The organism is Paenibacillus sp. FSL M7-0656, assembly GCF_038003225.1.
GTDB lineage: Bacteria > Bacillota > Bacilli > Paenibacillales > Paenibacillaceae > Paenibacillus > Paenibacillus amylolyticus.
In genome coordinates this window covers 3,669,347-3,687,055 of the sequence record NZ_JBBOOT010000001.1, presented here as the reverse complement: position 1 = coordinate 3,687,055, position 17,709 = coordinate 3,669,347, and the positions used below count along the sequence as shown (strand labels likewise).

Sequence of the window (17,709 nt, the reverse complement as noted above, 5' to 3'; positions counted from 1 at the left end):
GATTGTGGAAAAGCGAAGCGTTCGCCTTTATCCCCGGATGTATTCCATAGAAAAAGTAAATCATATAAATCCGGGGATAACAGCGATTGTAACAACGTCCGTTCCCGAAGCGGCACTTCAGCGCAATTTGTCTCGGATGATTTTCAATATACAGCCGATATTTTTAACATTGCGTTTACAAAACACTGATTTTAAGATGACATACCGAAACTACAATGAGTAAAGAGTTGATGGTGAACAAACAAATTCACAAAACGCCATCACTACATTGGGGGAGGAAAACAAAACATGTTTAAAAAGTTGCCGTTTATTTTGATGACCTTAACGTTCGTACTGGTACTCGCAGCATGCGGATCGAAAAATGACGCTGGTACAGAGGGTGCCGCAAGCAATGGATCAGGAGAAGCTGCTACTGAGCTTAGCGGTAACATTCTGGCAGTCGGATCGACAGCATTGCTACCTCTGGTAGAACAAGCTGGACAGAAATTTATGGCAGTTGATGAATATAAGAACGTAACGGTTCAAGTTCAAGGTGGCGGTAGTGGTACTGGTTTGACACAAGTATCTGACGGACAAGCTACAATCGGTAACTCTGATGTATTTGCAGAAGAGAAACTGGAGGACGAAGCCAAAGTAAAAGAACTGGTTGATCATCAAGTAGCAGTAGTAGCTATGGCACCAGTTAGCAACAAAGATGCAGGTGTAGAAGATTTGACGAAGCAACAACTGATCGACATCTTCTCCGGTAAAGTAACAAACTGGAAAGACGTTGGCGGCGCGGATAAAGCAATTGTTATTGTAAACCGTCCGAGCAGTTCCGGTACTCGTGCAACTTTTGAGAAGTATGCATTGGGTGCAAAAATGGGTGATATCCAAGGTTCGATTCAAGAAGATTCTTCTGGTAACGTAAAAAAATTGGTATCTGAAACGCCAGGTGCTATTGGTTACCTCGCCTTGTCTTACTTGGATGACAGCTTGCAAGTGTTGAAATACGAAGGTGTAGAAGCAACAGTTGAGAACGTAGAAGCAGGAACTTATCCAGTGTGGGCTTACGAGCACATGTACACGAAAGGTAAGCCAGATGCAGCAACACAAGCATTCCTGGACTACATCTTGAGTGACGAAATTCAACAAAATGACGTGACAGAACTGGGATACATTCCAATGTCAGGTATGAAAGTAAAACGCGATGCAGCAGGTAATGTGGTTGAGTAATCTTTGAACTTGCGCATACAGCGAAAGAGGCGGACTTAGGTCCCGCCTCTTTACGCGGTTTGCTCTAAAATAATCCCATATTTTGCATTAATTCTACTATAGAAGGATGGTTGTTATGGAACAGACCGAAGGGGGAACGGTAATGAATAACAAGTTGAAACCGCGCCGGCCCTTAAAAGAGAAACATTATTGGGAAGAGTGGACGGGACGGATCTATACGTCGATTTGTGTCGTTTTCCTGATCGTTGTCATGTTTTCCATTGTTTATTTTGTAGCGTCCAAGGGACTGTCCACATTTTTCCAAAATGGAATAAGCATCAGCGAATTCCTTGGTGGAAAAACGTGGAATCCGACCGGAGAACCTGCGTTCTACGGGGCATTACCGTTCATCACAGGTTCTTTCATTACAACCTTGCTTGCAGCATTGATCGCAAGTCCGCTTGGCCTGTGTGCAGCGCTCTTCATGACAGAGATTGTTCCGGGTAAAGGCAAAAAGATCTTGCAGCCTGCGATTGAACTCTTGTCCGGAATTCCATCCGTTGTATACGGATTTATCGGTCTGAGCGTCATCGTACCTTTGTTGCGCAGTATCTTTGGTGGAACAGGCGTCGGGATTGCAGCCGGATGTCTTGTTCTCGCGGTAATGATTCTTCCTACGGTGACAAGTATTATGGCAGATGCATTGTCCGCGTTGCCAAAAGGATTGCGTGAATCCTCCTATGCACTGGGTGCCACTCGCTGGCAAACCATCTACCGTGTCATTATTCCAACAACTTTGCCAGCTTTGTTGACAGGTGTCGTTTTGGGTATGGCCCGTGCCTTTGGTGAGGCTCTTGCTGTACAGATGGTTATCGGTAATGCACCGCATGTTCCAACATCCTTGCTCGAATCAGCTTCAACATTAACAAGTGTAATTACACTCAGCATGGGTAACACCACGATGGGTTCTGTTCATAACAATGCACTGTGGAGTATGGCGCTTGTCCTGTTGGTGATGACATTTGTCTTCGTCATTCTGGTTCGCCTGCTTGAAAGGAGAAACCGGGTATGAAAATGAAGGCAAAGACGGTAGATAAAATTGCAACATCCGTTATCGTTGTACTAGCCCTGTTCATTGTTATTCTATTGCTCGGTCTGCTTGGCTTCATCATGTATAGAGGCATTGGACATATTAGCTGGAACTTCCTTACAAGTGCACCACAGTTGCTTAAGGGTGGCGGCGGGATTGGTCCACAGCTCTTCAACTCCGTATTCTTGCTTGTTCTGACCTTGCTTGTTACCATTCCACTCGGATGGGGCGGCGGGATTTACATGGCGGAATACGCCAAACCAGGCAAGATTACCAGCTTCATTCGTCTGGTCGTTGAAGTATTGTCATCATTCCCATCCATCGTTATCGGTTTGTTTGGTCTCTTGCTGCTAGTAAATCAATTTGGTCTTGGTTTCTCCCTGATCTCGGGTGCCTTGGCTCTGGCGATCTTTAACTTGCCACTGATGGTGCGGACTACGGAGCAGGCCTTCCGTGCCGTTCCGAAGGAGCAGAAGGAAGCAGGTCTGGCGCTTGGGCTGTCCAAGTGGAAAATCATTACTTCCATTCTGTTGCCTGTGGCATTACCGAGCTTGATTACGGGTACGATCCTGGCATCGGGCCGGATCTTCGGTGAAGCAGCCGCGCTGATGTTCACCGCAGGTATGAGCAGTCCACCTTTGGACTTTACAGATTGGAATCCGACGAGTCCAAGATCACCGCTTAATCCTTTCCGTCCGGCAGAGACACTTGCTGTCCATATCTGGAAAGTAAATAGTGAAGGTATTGGGCCAGATTCCAAAGAAGTGGCAGCAGGGGCATCCGCCGTGCTTGTCATTCTCGTGCTGGCGTTCAATCTAAGTGCACGCTGGATCGGTCGGGTTGTATTCCGCCGCATGACAGCTTCGAAATAAGGAGGAACCAACATGGCCATACCTTTTGGTACGGAACAGTTAAGCATATATTATGGACATTTCCAGGCGGTCAAGCAGATTAGCCTGACGTTTCCTGAAGCAAGCGTAACGGCTCTTATTGGACCGTCTGGTTGCGGTAAATCCACGTTCCTCCGGTCGCTGAACCGAATGAACGACGAGATTGCCGGTTCCCGTACAGAGGGACATATCTGGATGGACGGTAACGACCTGAATGAGCCTGGAACCGATGTAATCAAGCTTCGCCAGAAGATTGGCATGGTGTGGCAGAAGCCAAATCCTTTTCATAAGTCCATCTACAACAATATCGCGTTTGGCCCCCGCTACCGCGGTACGAAGAGTAAGAAGGCACTGGATGAAATTGTGGAAAAAAGCTTGCGCCGTGCTGCGCTCTGGGACGAAGTAAAAGACAGACTGCATGAGTCAGCTCTGTCTCTCTCTGGGGGACAACAGCAGCGCCTGTGTATCGCTCGCGCTTTGTCTGTTGAACCACAGATTCTGCTGCTCGATGAGCCGGCATCTGCACTTGACCCGGTATCTACGGGTAAAGTTGAAGAGTTGATTACCGAGCTCAAGAAGGAGCTGCGGATTGTTATTGTTACCCATAACATGCAGCAGGCGGCACGCATCTCGGATTATACAGCTTATTTCTATCTGGGAAGCATGATTGAGCACGGGGATACAGAGCATATTTTCACGAACCCGGACAATCGTCTGACGCAAGAATACATTATGGGTCGTTTCGGTTAATTGGATCATGGAGTGTCACATAGAGCAACAGACAGAGAGATAGAGAAATAATAGAGACAAAAGAAAGCACAATGCCTGGACGGTTGTTCGGGGGTTGTGCTTTTTTAATTTATATTTTAGTGGGATTTTCTGTATGCGGGATAAACATTATGCTACGATATTTAGTGTGAAGAGAACGTTTACATGACTTCGAAGGAGATGTTGATAATCACTACGGATCAGATGTCTTACGACCATATGGCAGCTCAGATTATACAGAACTACACTATTGAGAAACCTGTCGTTTCATATATTCGTCATAATGAGAATCTGACATATCATGTCGTTGATGAAGCAAGCGGGCAGAAGTATCTGCTACGTATCCATCAAGCCGCCTATGCAAGTATGACAGGCATTCAGCATACGCTTCATGCGCTGGAGGCAGAGATGAACCTGCTTCATGAGTTAAACGCAACGACAGCATTGCGCGTGCAGCATCCGGTACGGAATGTATCGGGAGACTGGGTCACGGTATGGAAAAGTGAAGCGGGTAAAGAAATCTGCTGTACAGTACTGGAGTGGATTGAGGGAAGGGACATCCAGCAGGGAGAACGCCTGACAACAGAGCAGATCTATGATCTGGGGGCACAACTGCAGATGCTTCATCAATATGGGCGTGAGCAGAATCAGACAGATCGAACAAAGGTGCGGCCGGCATATGGCAATAGCCATGAGAACTTGGTCATGCTAGGGCAGCTAGAGGAAGGTGTCCGACTGGGGATTTTTACAACGGAAGACTTTGATCTGCTTCGTGAGACGTTTGAGAACATTAATGAGCAGTTAGAAACATACCCGCATTACGCAGGGACATGGGGGATCATTCATGGGGATATTACTCGCAACAATCTGCTGATAACGGAGCAGGGGATTTCCATGATTGATTTTTGTCTACACGGTTATGGTTATTATCTTTTTGATGCCGGAGGGGCAGCACTTATGTTCAATCGGGAGGAACGTGACATATTTTTATCCGGTTATACCCAACAGATCGCACCACTGACGGATCGTGATATTCGATTGATGGAAGGGTTCATGTTGATCTTTACACTGGGTTATTATGCTTTTCAGATGGCGAATGAGTCGAGGCACGAATGGATGAAAGATCGCATGCCGCAGCTGTGCAGCAAGTATTGTAGACCCTATGTACAGAACGAGAGCATCTTCTATGAGTTATGAGGTGTTTCCTTTTCTAGGAGCTATAACTTAGGATTAAGATTGTGAATATTACCTGGGCGTCCTGAACAATCGGGGTGCTCTTTTTGCATGCATTAGATAACGATCTTAATGGACACCTATGAAGAAAGTATAAACTCTGAGGAGAGTCAACTTTTCTTAGCTACAATATAGTCATGGGAGGATGAAGCAGCGATGAGAGACAGCGAGAATATATTGCTGGTGGAGGATGATCCGGAGATTGCCCGTATTTTGAGAGATCATCTACGTCATGAGGGTTATGGGGTAACTTGGGCATCAAGCGGTTTGGAGAGCTGGGAAGACTTTAGGGAGGGAACCTATCAATTAGTCTTGTTGGATCTGATGCTACCGGAAATGGATGGGTTCACGGTATGCAAAAACATTAGACTGATCAGCGATGTTCCGCTGCTCATGATGAGTGCTCGAATCGAGGAAGAGAGCAAAGTCAGGGGGCTTGGGCTGGGAGCTGACGATTATATTACGAAGCCCTTCAGTCTAACGGAACTTACAGCTCGCATTAAATCTCATCTGAATAGGTACCGCAGATATCAGGGCGTAGAGCCGGATTCGACAGATAGACAGTATAACGATGGGTTATCGATTGATTATTTGAATCAGCGCGCACAGGTTCATGGAGATCATGTGGCACTAACCAACAAGGAATGGGCTTTGCTCATACTGCTTGCTTCTCATCCTGGCCGGGTGTTTACCAAGGCGGAACTGTATGAACATGTCTGGAGTCAGCCAGAGGCGGGGAACTCGAGTACAGTCACAGTTCATGTGAAGAGCCTTCGGGCCAAGCTTGGTGACGAGCCCCATCATCCACGCTGGATTCAGACGGTGTGGGGCAGTGGTTACCGGTTCGTGGGGGAGACTGAGGAATGAAGTTGAAGTACTGGTTAATGCTTGCCTTCCTCATTGTAATGCTGCTGCCTGTCGCTGCTGGGTGGGCGCTGTACTCCCTGTATAACTATTACAATGATCAGCGTGCCGTAACGGAATATGTGGAGTTGTCCGGACAATTGGCTCCTATTGAACTGGCTTTATCTGACCCGGGACTGTACCAGCTGCACTCGCCTGATGCTTTCGCTGCACTCTCTGAATTGGAGAATGGTCGGGTGAACTTTGCTCTGTATTTACCAACAGGGATTCGGGTGTACACATCAGAGGGGAGTACATGGTCTGCTGGAGCTTACACCGTTGGGGGGGCGGAGCTGTATCGTAATTTGTACAACTTACAGATTCGTCATCGTACATTCTCGTTGAAGAAACCCGTATGGGAAAAAGGTGAGTTGGTAGGCATTTACGAAATCGTCATGCTGCGTGGAGATTGGCTGGAAGGCATATCCTTGCGGACTACCTGGGTCATGGGTCTCGCTGCTACTTTCTTTATTCTGTTATACGGAACAGTGCTGTGGTTGCTATCCCGAAAGCTCTTTCGGCCGATGAAATATCTCATAGAACGAATGGATGCTTTTGCACGGGGAGAGGCTGCTACGGATGTGGTACCTGTTCGTCATGATGAAATGGGCATCTTGCTCCAACAGTTTGATGCAATGCAAGACAAGATCAGACATACTCAGGCCGATGTGGAGAGGGAGCAAAAAGAAAAAGAGCTCATGATCGCCTCGTTATCCCATGATCTGAAAACACCGTTGATGTCCATTAGTGCCTATACGGAAGTACTTAACGGTGATCGTCAACTGAAACGCCTTGAAAGGCAGGAATATCAGGATGTGCTGCTCGGAAATGTGGAGCGGATGAAACAGATGATTAGTGAACTTGAGATGTATACGGCGTTGGGTTCCAGTGAATCGGAGATGGCCATGGTTAAGGTGGAAGGTGAAGAGTTTTTTGATATGCTGCTTGGGAGCTATGAGGGACTTGCCGAGCGTGGTCAGATTGACGTGAAGATGGATGTCCGCACAGATCAACTGTACCGAGTTCATCCCGAACAACTGATGCGCCTGACAGATAATCTGATAAATAATGCACTACGCCACACAAGGACGAACGGTGTAATGGGACTAGGGGTTATTGCTTCAGATTGGGAGCTTCCTGAATGGATTATTCCTTCGCTTAGAGCTGAATTGGATAACTACAGGGCGGGAGCAACATTGATCTTAGTACAAAACGAAGGTCCTGCTATTCCTGAGGAACAGCTCATTCGTATCTTCGAACCCTATGTTCAACACCAGAATCAGGAGGAGAAGACATATGCAGGTGGTTCGGGATTGGGATTGAGTATAGCCAAACGGGTTGCAATAAAGCACGGAGGGGATATGCGCATGTGGTCATACGAAGGATATGGAACGCTGGCAGCATGCCGATTGCCTGAACATGGAGAATGTAAATGCAGAGAGGGTGGATAAGATGATGAAAAAAGGATGGATGATGCTGGGTACTGCTGTGTTGGCAGGCGCCCTGCTTGGAGGTTGCGCGGAGAAGGATATGCTGGCTATGTCAGGAGATGAGATGATTGAGAAGGTTGTCTCAGCAGAAACAGAACCCGCCTCGTATTATGCGGAAGGTGTGATGAAGATATGGGCGGATGACAAGCTGACTAACACGATGCAAATAAAGGAATGGGTAGATGGTGAAACCGGACGAAAGCGCACGGAAACATCAGAGAATGGCAATGTCAGTTACGCAGTTAATGATGGAAAGAAGATCATCATATATGAAAAAGAAACAGGGGCAGCATATTCCATGGATGCATCATCCGTGTCACAACAACCTAATCAAACCCAGAAGCAAATATTGCTCGATCAACTAGAGCGGTTACGTACTACGCATGATGTGAATATGATGGGACAGGAGAAACTTCATGGACAGGACGTCATTCATATTGAATTGACACCAAAAGAAGAAGGCGCATTCTCCATATCTTCAGAGTATTGGGTAGATCCCAAAACGTGGATGATTGTCAAAGTAAACAGCGCGTATGGGGATGGAAAATCAGAAATGGTCTATGATCCGATTCAGTATGACCCTGAATTCACAAAGGATACTTTCGTGATTGATATCCCTAAGGAGGTCGATGTGAAGGACTTGAACGATATGATGCAGAATTCCGAAGTGACCCTAGATGAAGCGGAAAAAGCGTTGGAACAGCCGTTCCTACAGGACATGAGTGGAGAATTCGAACTATCACGGATCGAAATGTCTACATCGCGCGGTGAGCTGAGCAGAGATGAAGTAACCTTGTATTATGTAAGTAACGACAAGGTAGAAGTCAGCCTGACGGTATTCAAGATGCCGGAAGAAAATGTGGACGATACACTAATACCGGATGAAGCCGAGATTAAGGTTCGTAACACCGAGGGTTCATATATGAAGAGCATTCGGAACATATCATGGAGTGAGAATGACTTACGGTACTCCATCATGGGTGAAAACGAAGGATGGACAAAGGCAAAGCTGCAAGCTTGGGCGGAAGAACTGACCCTTCCCAATCCGTCTAGATGAGCTAAAGAATAATAATAAGGTTGCCGCAGAAACGAAGCGGCAGCTTTTTTTGTATATTCTCCTTTTGGTGTGGTGGATATCTATTCGATCTCCTTTCAGTCCATTCCAAAAAGGCAAGAGGGCAACTTCACGTTTACAGTTCAATATGCATATTTATAGGAGACAATCTTGATTTGGTGATGGAGGCAGGAGAAGGGGGCATCGCAGGATGGCTGTTTTATCAACAGGGCCAATTGAAAATAATATAGTGGTGGGAAGCGGCGAGCGTCCTACACAGAGAATTACAGTGAAATTAGACAATCGGAGTCTCACTAGTTTCTCTACCGTTCTGGTTCAAGGCTATTATTTGAATGGCGTTCGCACACTATACGTTGAGGAATTGTTTAATGTTTTGCCTAACCAGGTTATAACAAAAGACTATTATGCAGATTTGGATGCATTTGAGTTTATATTTACCACAGGTGATGATGCGGAGGATGAAGTTCAGATTTCCGTATGGGGGAAAAACGAGAACGGTCAACTGGTAACGGCACATCGTTTGGTGTCTGAGGAATTGTTAGGAGCGAACCCCGGTCTAGTCGGGGTAACGGGTGCGACTGGAGCTACAGGGACAGCAGGGGTTGCGGGAACAACTGGTCCTACAGGGGCTACAGGTGTTACAGGACTGACAGGAGTTACTGGTCCTCCTGGAGGAACTACGGGATCGACGGGAGAGACCGGTGTCACTGGGACCACGGGGGAGACAGGATCTACCGGAGTGACAGGAGTCACGGGCGCTACTGGAAGTACGGGGACCACAGGAGAGACAGGGCTTACCGGAGTGACGGGTGTTACTGGGAGTACAGGAATAACAGGAACGACTGGAGTCACCGGGAGCACAGGGGAGACAGGGTCTACTGGAGCCACAGGTGTCACCGGTAGTACGGGAATAACAGGAACGACTGGGGTCACTGGGGATACAGGTGCGACAGGACTGACGGGGACGACCGGAGTCACTGGTGTTACAGGCGCAACAGGCGTAACGGGGACGACCGGAGATACTGGTGTTACAGGTGCGACAGGCGTAACGGGTGCCACCGGAGTTACTGGAGATACGGGAGTGACAGGCGTAACGGGGACGACCGGAGATACTGGTGTTACAGGTGCAACCGGATTGACGGGAGCAACAGGAGTCACTGGAGATACAGGCGCTACGGGAGTTATTGGAGATACGGGTGTGACAGGACTGACGGGAGCGACTGGAGTTACTGGGGATACAGGTGCAACAGGAGTTACGGGAACGACTGGAGTTACTGGAGATACGGGCGCGACAGGCGTGACAGGAGCAACCGGAATTACTGGAGATACAGGTGCGACAGGTGTCACGGGATCCACTGGAGTCACTGGCGTTACAGGTGCAACAGGCGTGACGGGAACGACTGGAGTCGCTGGAGATACAGGTTCGACAGGCGTGACGGGAACGACTGGAATTACTGGAGATACAGGCGCGACAGGTGTGACGGGATCCACCGGAGCTACTGGTGCTACAGGGGTAACAGGCGCTACGGGAGTTACTGGCGATACAGGTGCGATAGGCGTCACAGGCGCTACGGGAGTTACTGGCGTTACAGGTGCAACAGGCGTGACGGGAACGACTGGAGTCGCTGGAGATACAGGTTCGACAGGTGTGACGGGATCCACTGGAATTACTGGAGTTACTGGTGACACAGGTACAACAGGAGTAACGGGAGCGACTGGAGTTACTGGGGATACAGGTGCAACAGGTATAACGGGATCCACCGGATCCACTGGTGATACGGGTGCGACAGGCGTGACGGGAACGACGGGAGTCACTGGTGTTACAGGAGCGACAGGAGTGACGGGATCCACCGGAATCACTGGAGATACAGGCGCGACAGGCGTGACGGGAACGACGGGAGCCACTGGTGTTACAGGAGCAACAGGACTGACGGGAACGACGGGATCCACTGGTGTTACAGGCGCAACAGGCGTAACGGGAACGACCGGAGCCACTGGGGTTACAGGTGCGACAGGCGTAACGGGGACGACCGGAGTTACTGGGGCTACAGGTGCGACCGGATCAACTGCAGCTTCGGCTCCGGCAGACTCTTCCTTGTTTGCTGATAGCCAGACCGCAGCGTTGGGTCTTTCATTAGTAGCTGAAACGACGATTCAGACACTTAATGTACCTGTAGTGGCAGGTCAACGCGTGAAAATAGACAACAGTACACAAGTAGCAGTAGTAGTAGGTTCTAACTGGACTATCGCATATAACATTAATCTGAGACGTAACGGAGTTCTAATTAATCAATTGCAACTCTCAAGGAGCGGTAATGCTGCGGGAACGTTAAGGTTTCTTTCCTCCAACACTTACGTGGATACTGCCCCTGCTACAACGACTAACGCATACACGATAAGCATCCAATTTACAACCACTACAAGCGTCACTAGTGCCTCAGCGGAAGTGAGAAATATTAATGCTATTCGCTTCAGTTAAAATAGACATCGAACTTATGATAATTACACGTTACTTTTGTTGACATATATGATGTTGTACATTACTCTATGGGTATGCTTGATCATGATCAAAAACTTAGAAATGTACCAATTCGAATCGAATTAAGATAATACAGCGGATGATAACGAGCGGGAGAGACCTGGGTTAGCCGAGCAATATGGCTAGTGTTCAGGCACCGAAGGAGCAAGCTGCTGCGCACCCGGCGCAGTGGTTAATCTCTCAGGTAAATGTACCATCGTTGGACGCAACTCTGGAGAGTGCGCGAACTGCGCCACCCAAGGGGTATATGATCAGTCAGCCCGGTGAACTTGTCTGTAATCGCAGGCAGTGCACCCTTGTCGTGAGACACTGCTGATCGTGAAACTCTCAGGTATCGAGGACAGAGAGAGGGCCTAAGGCCTTCTTCTGTCCTTTTTTGATGTCATCATATCTAAATAAGGGACATTGTGGATGAAACTCCTGGATCGAAATGACGAATACATTTTACAAATATGAATCATGATTAATAATGGAGGTTTACAAGTGCGATTTAAAGATGTTTTCTCAATTATTGGTCCGTCGATGACGGGGCCTTCAAGTTCACATACAGCTGGAGCGGCAAGGTTAGGGAGAATTGCTCGACAGTGGCTAGGATGTACGCCAGATCGTGCCCGGCTGACACTGTACGGTTCATTTGCAGATACGTATCAGGGGCACGGAACAGATCTGGCACTGATCGGCGGTCTGCTGGATTATGTCACAGACGATCCGCGTATCCCGGATGCAGAGCAATACGCAGAGGAAGCGGGCATGGAGGTTGAGTTTTATACAAGTGGCCTGCCTGCTCCTCATCCAAATACGGTCAAAATTGAGTTGTGGCATGGAGAACGTGCCTGCTCCTTAATCGGTGCATCCATTGGTGGTGGAAGCGTATCGGTGCATTCGATGAATGATTTTCGTGTTCAGATTAGTGGTGAGTTTCCAACACTCGTTCTGCGACATGCGGACAAAGCAGGGGTGCTTGCATCGGTAACGTCCACGATCAGTTCATCCGGGGTTAACATCGGGTATATGCAGGTGGACCGGAAAGCCCGTGATGGCGAGGCACTTACCGCGATGGAAATGGATGGTTTGCCTAATCCCGATATGCTCAAGCGTCTAAGGGAGCTGGACCATGTGCTAGACATTCGTGTTATTGATTTGAAGAGAGGAGTTGATTCGGATGCGATTTAAACATTTACACGAACTGAATACGATCTGTACAGCGGAATCCAAAACCATTGCTCAGCTAATGATTGAGGAGCAAGTTCAGGAGACCAATACACCGGAAGCGGATGTTGTGAAGCAGATGTCTGAATATTATCAGGTGATGAAGGAAGCGGTACGCAAAGGGTTAACGGAAGATACGACATCACGCAGTGGATTAACAGGTGGAGACGGCAAAAAAATGGCTGAGTACATTCGCAAGGGCGAGACTTGCTCGGGAGATGCTTCCGCACTTGCCATGGCGTATGCCCTGTGTGTATCTGAAGTGAATGCCTCCATGGGTCGGATCGTGGCAACACCAACAGCCGGTTCCTGCGGCATCATCCCCGGTGTGTTTATTAGCTCACAGGAGCGATTTGGCTGGACGGACGAACATTTGGTGAACGGGTTGTTCTGTGCGGGAGCGATTGGTTATGTTATTGCCAACAATTCATTTATCTCCGGGGCCGAAGGTGGCTGCCAGGCGGAAGTGGGTTCCGCGATCGGCATGGCTGCGGGTGCCATGGTTGAACTGCGTGGAGGTACACCGGAACAGGTCGTTCATGCCGTTGGTTTGGCGTTAAAAAATACACTGGGCCTTATCTGCGATCCGGTCGCAGGCCTTGTTGAAATCCCGTGCATCGTCCGTAATGGACTGGGTGCAGTTACGGCGCTGGCTGCGGCTGACATGGCCCTGGCCGGAGTGCGTAGTGCCATTCCGTCAGATGAAGTCATCGATGTCATGCTGGAAGTAGGCAGTGCGATGCCGAGCCGCCATCGGGAGACAGCCCAAGGCGGGTTGGCCCAGACGCCAACAGGCCGCAAAATGATGCAAAAGCTGGCTAAACCAAAGGCAAAGCGTGCCGAGCCTGAGCAGGAGTCGAAACCAGCGGATTCTGACACAACTACAAGTGGGGCGGACAATGCTCAAGTGGACAAGGGTACTCAGGTTTAAGCTGAACCGGGACCACCGATATATAAATCAGTGACATTATGATGTATAACGGCGAATACAAAATTACAAAACAAGCGTCCGCGAACCCGAATCCGGGTTATGCAGGACGCTTGTTTTATGCTGCCAGATGAAGCGAAGTTAGGATACTTATATTTGACTTCAGATGAATGTGTATTATGACTCTAGTTCTGGCTCACAGCCGTACTCAGTACGGCATATCCATACGCGGGCAGTTCAATGGCGAGTATGCCATCTTCCTTGGCAGTACGATGGTTTCCGCCGAATAACTCGGTCCATTCCTCGTCACCAGCCTCCAGCTCGACAATAGCCGTCTCTTCTGATCGATTGAACAGAACCAGAATGCGTTCCTCCTCATTTTGTCGCTCAAATACCAGTTGGCTGCCATCGGGACGAGCCTGCAAGAAACGAACGGTGCCTTCTGCACGCAGGGCAGGATGAGCATGACGCAGGGAGATCAGTTTCTGATAAAAGTTAAACAGCTCTCGGTCCTGCTTTGCTTCATCCCATTCCATGCATTTACGGCAGCCCGGATCATGTTCGCCGTCCATGCCAATCTCGTCTCCGTAATAGATGCACGGAGCACCCATATAACTGAACTGGAATAACGCAGCCAGCTTCATCTTGCGCTGGTCGCCTTCACACAGTGTGAGCAGCCGCGGGGTATCGTGGCTGTCCAGCAAGTTGAACGCCACTTCGCTGGCCTGAAGCGGATAACGGGATAACTGTCGCCCGATGGAGTTTGCGAACTGTTCGGCGTGCATCGTATTTTTCACAAAGAAAGCATTCACGGCATCGGTAAACGGATAGTTCATGGACGCATCGAACTGGTCACCTTGCAGCCAGGAGGAAGACTCGTTCCATACTTCGCCCAGAATATAGGCATCCGGATTAGCCGCTTTGACTACACGGCGGAAATCACGCCAGAATGCATCGTCCACTTCGTCTGCCACATCCAGCCGCCATCCGTCCGCACCCACTTCCTTGATCCAGTACTCGGCAACCTCCAGCAGATAGGCCTTAACCTCAGCATTCTCCGTATTCAGCTTTGGCATATGCGCTTCGAATCCGAATGTCTCATACGTTGGAATGCCGTCCTTCACGTCCAGCGGGTATTCATGTACATGGAACCAGTCCTTGTATTTGGATTGTTCTCCGTTCTTCTGCACATCAACAAACGGAGCAAATGTCTTCCCGGAATGGTTGAACACGGCATCCAGCAGTACGCGAATTCCACGTGCGTGGCACAGCTCGACCAATCGTTTCACGGTATCTGCGTCACCAAAGTGCCGGTCTACCTGCAGGTAGTCTTCGGTATCGTATTTGTGATTGGTAGTGGCTTCGAAGATGGGTGTGAAGTAGATCGCATTAATGCCAAGATCGCTGATGTAATCCAGATGGTCGATCACGCCCTGAAGGTCACCGCCGAAGAAATTGAAAGGTGTCGGCTCACCACCCCACGGCTCTACCTTTTCCGGACTAATATCCGGGTTGCCGTTGGCGAATCGTTCAGGGAAAATCTGATAGAACACTGCATCCTTAACCCATGCAGGGGGTGTGAATACAGCTCCAGCATGAATATAAGGGAACTGGAACATACGACCCGGATCGTCTGGTTCTTTTTCCTGGAAGTCCGTCTCGGTCATCCAGATCTGTTCGTCTCCGTTTTTGAGCAGAAAAGAGTACTTCAGTCGGTGGTAGGGAGGTTTCACCTCACCCTCGAAGTAATCGAACATGGAGTCAGAGGTGAACTTTGTTAAGGGAACCAGCGCTTTGGTTGCATCCCACGCATATTTATCCCCGGTCAGGGCATGTACCTCGGTCAGATCATTCTTTTTGGCACGCAGGCGCAGATGGATTGTATCTTGGTCATAGGCATAGGCCCAGTTTCGTTTCGGTTGATGATAAATAGCTTCCAGCAACATAATGATTTCCTCCCGTCAGGTGTAGCACTGATATGTACTTGGTAGACTTGATTAATATGACATTCCCCACGTTAATGGATAAGCTATAATTAGCATGTATGGTAACGTAAAGGACTTCAACATTTGCTCAACAAGACATGAATCCATATGATATAGACAGCTTTTATCATGATGATGCTCAGATATATCATTAACCCATTGGGGGCAGAAAGGAAACGAATATTCGGATGAAAACCAAACTGTTATATATTGAAGATGATACGGAAATTGCGACTTGGGTCAGAGCCGATCTGGAGGAGCGCGGTTATGAGGTGGTATGGCTCGGCAGTGGTGAAGGTGCAGCGGAGGCTGCTGTCGGTTGTTCACTCATTATTCTTGATGTCATGCTGCCTGGGCTGGATGGATTTACGGTGGGCCAGCGACTGAAAAAAGAACATCCCGCCGTGCCCATTGTCATGCTCTCGGCCAGAACGTCCATTGACGATAAGTTGCACGGTCTTGATTTTGCCGATGACTATGTGACCAAACCATTTCACCCCGATGAACTGGCTGCCCGGATTGAAGTACAACTGCGTAAGGCAGGAACAGCGGTCTCATCGGATACAGCCCTGAAGCTGGATCATCTCTCCATCTATGAGAAGGACAACCGGATCGTCAATGAGGAGACGGGAGATGAGATTATTTTATCGGGAAAACAGTTCCACATCTTCGCCTACCTGCTACGACATATGGGCATGATTCGAACCAAAGAGCAGATCTATGAAGCCGTCTGGAACGAGCCCTATCTGGATGGGGACAAAACTTTAATGGTACATATTCGACATCTACGCGAAAAGCTGGAGCTTGATCCGGCCAATCCTGTAGTTATTCAGACGGTCCGTGGTGTGGGATATCGTGTGAAGAAGCCATGAATAAAAAACAATCCGGGCGGCGCAAGCTTCGCTTTGGGCGGTCCTTGATGTCCAGATACATCCTCCTGATCTTGGCGGCTGTATTATTTGTGCCCGTTGTACTTCCGATCATATCCGTTATATATATTGTTGTAGTGAATAACACGGACACGAATATGAACCGCGCCGCGCCTTACGGTGATGTTACTAAGATCAGTAACCTCTGGTCACATGAAGCGAAGAACCTGGATGGTGCTTCGGATGAAGAGATTAAGGCCCGGTTGGAGCAATTACATGGCTCGTATCCCAAATCTTCCATGTATCGTGTGAGTGTGAGCGGTGAGACCCTCTTTATTCTTGGGGGTGAAGATGTAACGCTTCTGAAATCCACGTCGCCGGACGGGAGGACAGACACGACATTGAGATGGTCACTGGATTCCGGGCAAACGACAGAGACTTATATTCCAGCCTTATGGAATGTAAACAATACGGTGCAATTCATGAAAGTAGCTTCCTTTCGCGATCCACTGACCGTAGTTGCATATATTGGAGGAGCTGAGCAGGACAAAGGACAGGGATTCATGATCATTGAAGTGCCACGGTCACTTCTGCAAATGAATCAGAGTAACTGGCCGATGGAACTCTTGTATCTTGGTATCGTAATGACCCTCATCTTTCTGATCTTTATCATTATGTCGATTCTCTTCTTCGCACGCATTCGCAAACGACTTATTCGGTTGCAGACGGCCATGATGACCACAGGCAAGGAAGGTCTCCCGCTTCCGGTAGATATCCGCCGGACAGACGAGATTGGTCAACTGGAAGAATCCTTCAATCAGATGGTGCATCAACTGTCCGACAGCCGCCACCGTGAACGCGAGGAAGAACAATTGCGCAAACGTCTCATTGCAGGGCTTTCCCACGATCTGCGTACCCCGCTAACGGTGATTCGTGGACATATGCATGCTTTGCACAAGGAAGAGCTGAGCGAGCAAGGTGACCGTTCATTACATCGCATGGAAGCAAAGATGGAGGACCTCGGTGGGCTCATTGACAACATGTTATCCTACAATTTGCTCACAAGTGGGAAATATACACTGAAGCTGGAAGAGAAAGATATACTGCGGATCGTCAGGGAAACGGCGGCCGCCTGGTACCCGGTCTGGGAGAAAGAGCAATTCGATATTGATATTGACCTGCCAGAGGAACCGTTGATTTGGCATATGGATGAACAGGGCATGCGCCGTATTCTTGATAATTTGTTCCAAAACGTGATCCGTCATGCCGCCAACGGGAAATATATTGGTATATCTACTCAGGAGATTCAGGGTGAGACGGCCATCGTTATTCAGGATCGGGGTCCGGGAATGCAACCGAATTCCGACACAAAAGGCACAGGTCTAGGCTTATCCATTGTAGACCTGTTGATTCGTGAGATGGGTCTGCGCAAGCGGGTAGACAGTTCCGATACGGGTGTCCAGACATATATCTACAGTGGTAAGGGAAACAGGGAAACAATAAACCGCTGAATTAGCTTTTTTAAACTAAACTTAA

14 protein-coding genes and 2 riboswitches are annotated in these 17,709 nt (G+C 48.6%); of the genes, 13 read left to right on the top strand and 1 reads right to left on the bottom strand.

What is annotated here, in order from left to right; translation table 11 throughout:
• The first annotated feature begins 288 nt into the window (after nucleotides 1-288).
• From MHI01_RS16225 to sdaAA, 11 genes are all read left to right on the top strand, one after another.
• A complete protein-coding gene (locus tag MHI01_RS16225) occupies nucleotides 289-1,215 on the top strand; it encodes a phosphate ABC transporter substrate-binding protein PstS family protein (protein WP_036673206.1) in 927 nt (308 codons plus the stop codon).
• A gap of 115 nt (nucleotides 1,216-1,330) precedes the next feature.
• On the top strand, nucleotides 1,331-2,266 hold the full coding sequence (gene pstC / locus MHI01_RS16220) for a phosphate ABC transporter permease subunit PstC (RefSeq protein WP_017690972.1): 936 nt from the start codon (nucleotides 1,331-1,333) through the stop codon (nucleotides 2,264-2,266).
• A 2-nt stretch (nucleotides 2,267-2,268) separates the two neighbouring features.
• Nucleotides 2,269-3,156, top strand: a complete 888-nt coding sequence (gene pstA / locus MHI01_RS16215; RefSeq protein WP_036616846.1) for a phosphate ABC transporter permease PstA — start codon at nucleotides 2,269-2,271, stop codon at nucleotides 3,154-3,156.
• A 12-nt stretch (nucleotides 3,157-3,168) separates the two neighbouring features.
• Complete coding sequence (pstB, locus tag MHI01_RS16210; RefSeq protein WP_036616781.1) at nucleotides 3,169-3,924, top strand: phosphate ABC transporter ATP-binding protein PstB; 756 nt, start codon at nucleotides 3,169-3,171, stop codon at nucleotides 3,922-3,924.
• A gap of 183 nt (nucleotides 3,925-4,107) precedes the next feature.
• On the top strand, nucleotides 4,108-5,139 hold the full coding sequence (locus tag MHI01_RS16205) for a phosphotransferase enzyme family protein (RefSeq protein WP_340983620.1): 1,032 nt from the start codon (nucleotides 4,108-4,110) through the stop codon (nucleotides 5,137-5,139).
• A 192-nt stretch (nucleotides 5,140-5,331) separates the two neighbouring features.
• Nucleotides 5,332-6,042 (top strand): response regulator transcription factor, encoded by a 711-nt coding sequence (locus tag MHI01_RS16200; protein ID WP_340983619.1) that lies wholly within the window; start codon nucleotides 5,332-5,334, stop codon nucleotides 6,040-6,042.
• On the top strand, nucleotides 6,039-7,529 hold the full coding sequence (locus tag MHI01_RS16195; RefSeq protein WP_340983618.1) for a sensor histidine kinase: 1,491 nt from the start codon (nucleotides 6,039-6,041) through the stop codon (nucleotides 7,527-7,529). The genes MHI01_RS16200 and MHI01_RS16195 overlap by 4 nt, the downstream gene beginning before the upstream one ends.
• The gene (locus MHI01_RS16190) at nucleotides 7,465-8,625 is read left to right on the top strand and encodes a LolA family protein (protein ID WP_340983617.1); all 1,161 of its coding nucleotides are present in this window, start codon (nucleotides 7,465-7,467) and stop codon (nucleotides 8,623-8,625) included. The genes MHI01_RS16195 and MHI01_RS16190 overlap by 65 nt, the downstream gene beginning before the upstream one ends.
• Nucleotides 8,626-8,833: 208 nt before the next feature.
• Nucleotides 8,834-11,122 (top strand): collagen-like triple helix repeat-containing protein, encoded by a 2,289-nt coding sequence (locus MHI01_RS16185; protein WP_340983616.1) that lies wholly within the window; start codon nucleotides 8,834-8,836, stop codon nucleotides 11,120-11,122.
• Nucleotides 11,123-11,262: 140 nt separating this feature from the next.
• A riboswitch (glycine riboswitch) is annotated at nucleotides 11,263-11,387 on the top strand.
• A 4-nt stretch (nucleotides 11,388-11,391) separates the two neighbouring features.
• Nucleotides 11,392-11,528, top strand: a riboswitch (glycine riboswitch).
• Between the two features lie 137 nt (nucleotides 11,529-11,665).
• Nucleotides 11,666-12,355, top strand: coding sequence for an L-serine ammonia-lyase, iron-sulfur-dependent subunit beta (sdaAB, locus tag MHI01_RS16180; RefSeq protein ID WP_253509364.1), 690 nt, complete (start codon nucleotides 11,666-11,668; stop codon nucleotides 12,353-12,355).
• On the top strand, nucleotides 12,345-13,322 hold the full coding sequence (gene sdaAA, locus MHI01_RS16175) for an L-serine ammonia-lyase, iron-sulfur-dependent, subunit alpha (protein WP_100528607.1): 978 nt from the start codon (nucleotides 12,345-12,347) through the stop codon (nucleotides 13,320-13,322). The genes sdaAB and sdaAA overlap by 11 nt, the downstream gene beginning before the upstream one ends.
• 182 nt (nucleotides 13,323-13,504) lie before the next feature.
• Here the strand turns inward: sdaAA and MHI01_RS16170 are convergent, their stop codons facing one another.
• Nucleotides 13,505-15,265 carry an alpha-glycosidase gene (locus MHI01_RS16170; RefSeq protein ID WP_340983615.1) on the bottom strand — a complete coding sequence of 587 codons (1,761 nt, stop codon included), beginning with the start codon at nucleotides 15,263-15,265 and terminating at the stop codon, nucleotides 13,505-13,507.
• A gap of 227 nt (nucleotides 15,266-15,492) precedes the next feature.
• Here MHI01_RS16170 and MHI01_RS16165 point away from each other — a divergent pair, with 227 nt between their 5' ends.
• Entirely contained in the window at nucleotides 15,493-16,176 is a 684-nt protein-coding gene (locus MHI01_RS16165; protein ID WP_017690959.1) for a response regulator transcription factor, read from the top strand.
• Nucleotides 16,173-17,684 (top strand): HAMP domain-containing sensor histidine kinase, encoded by a 1,512-nt coding sequence (locus MHI01_RS16160; protein WP_340983613.1) that lies wholly within the window; start codon nucleotides 16,173-16,175, stop codon nucleotides 17,682-17,684. The genes MHI01_RS16165 and MHI01_RS16160 overlap by 4 nt, the downstream gene beginning before the upstream one ends.
• The last annotated feature ends 25 nt before the right edge of the window (nucleotides 17,685-17,709 follow it).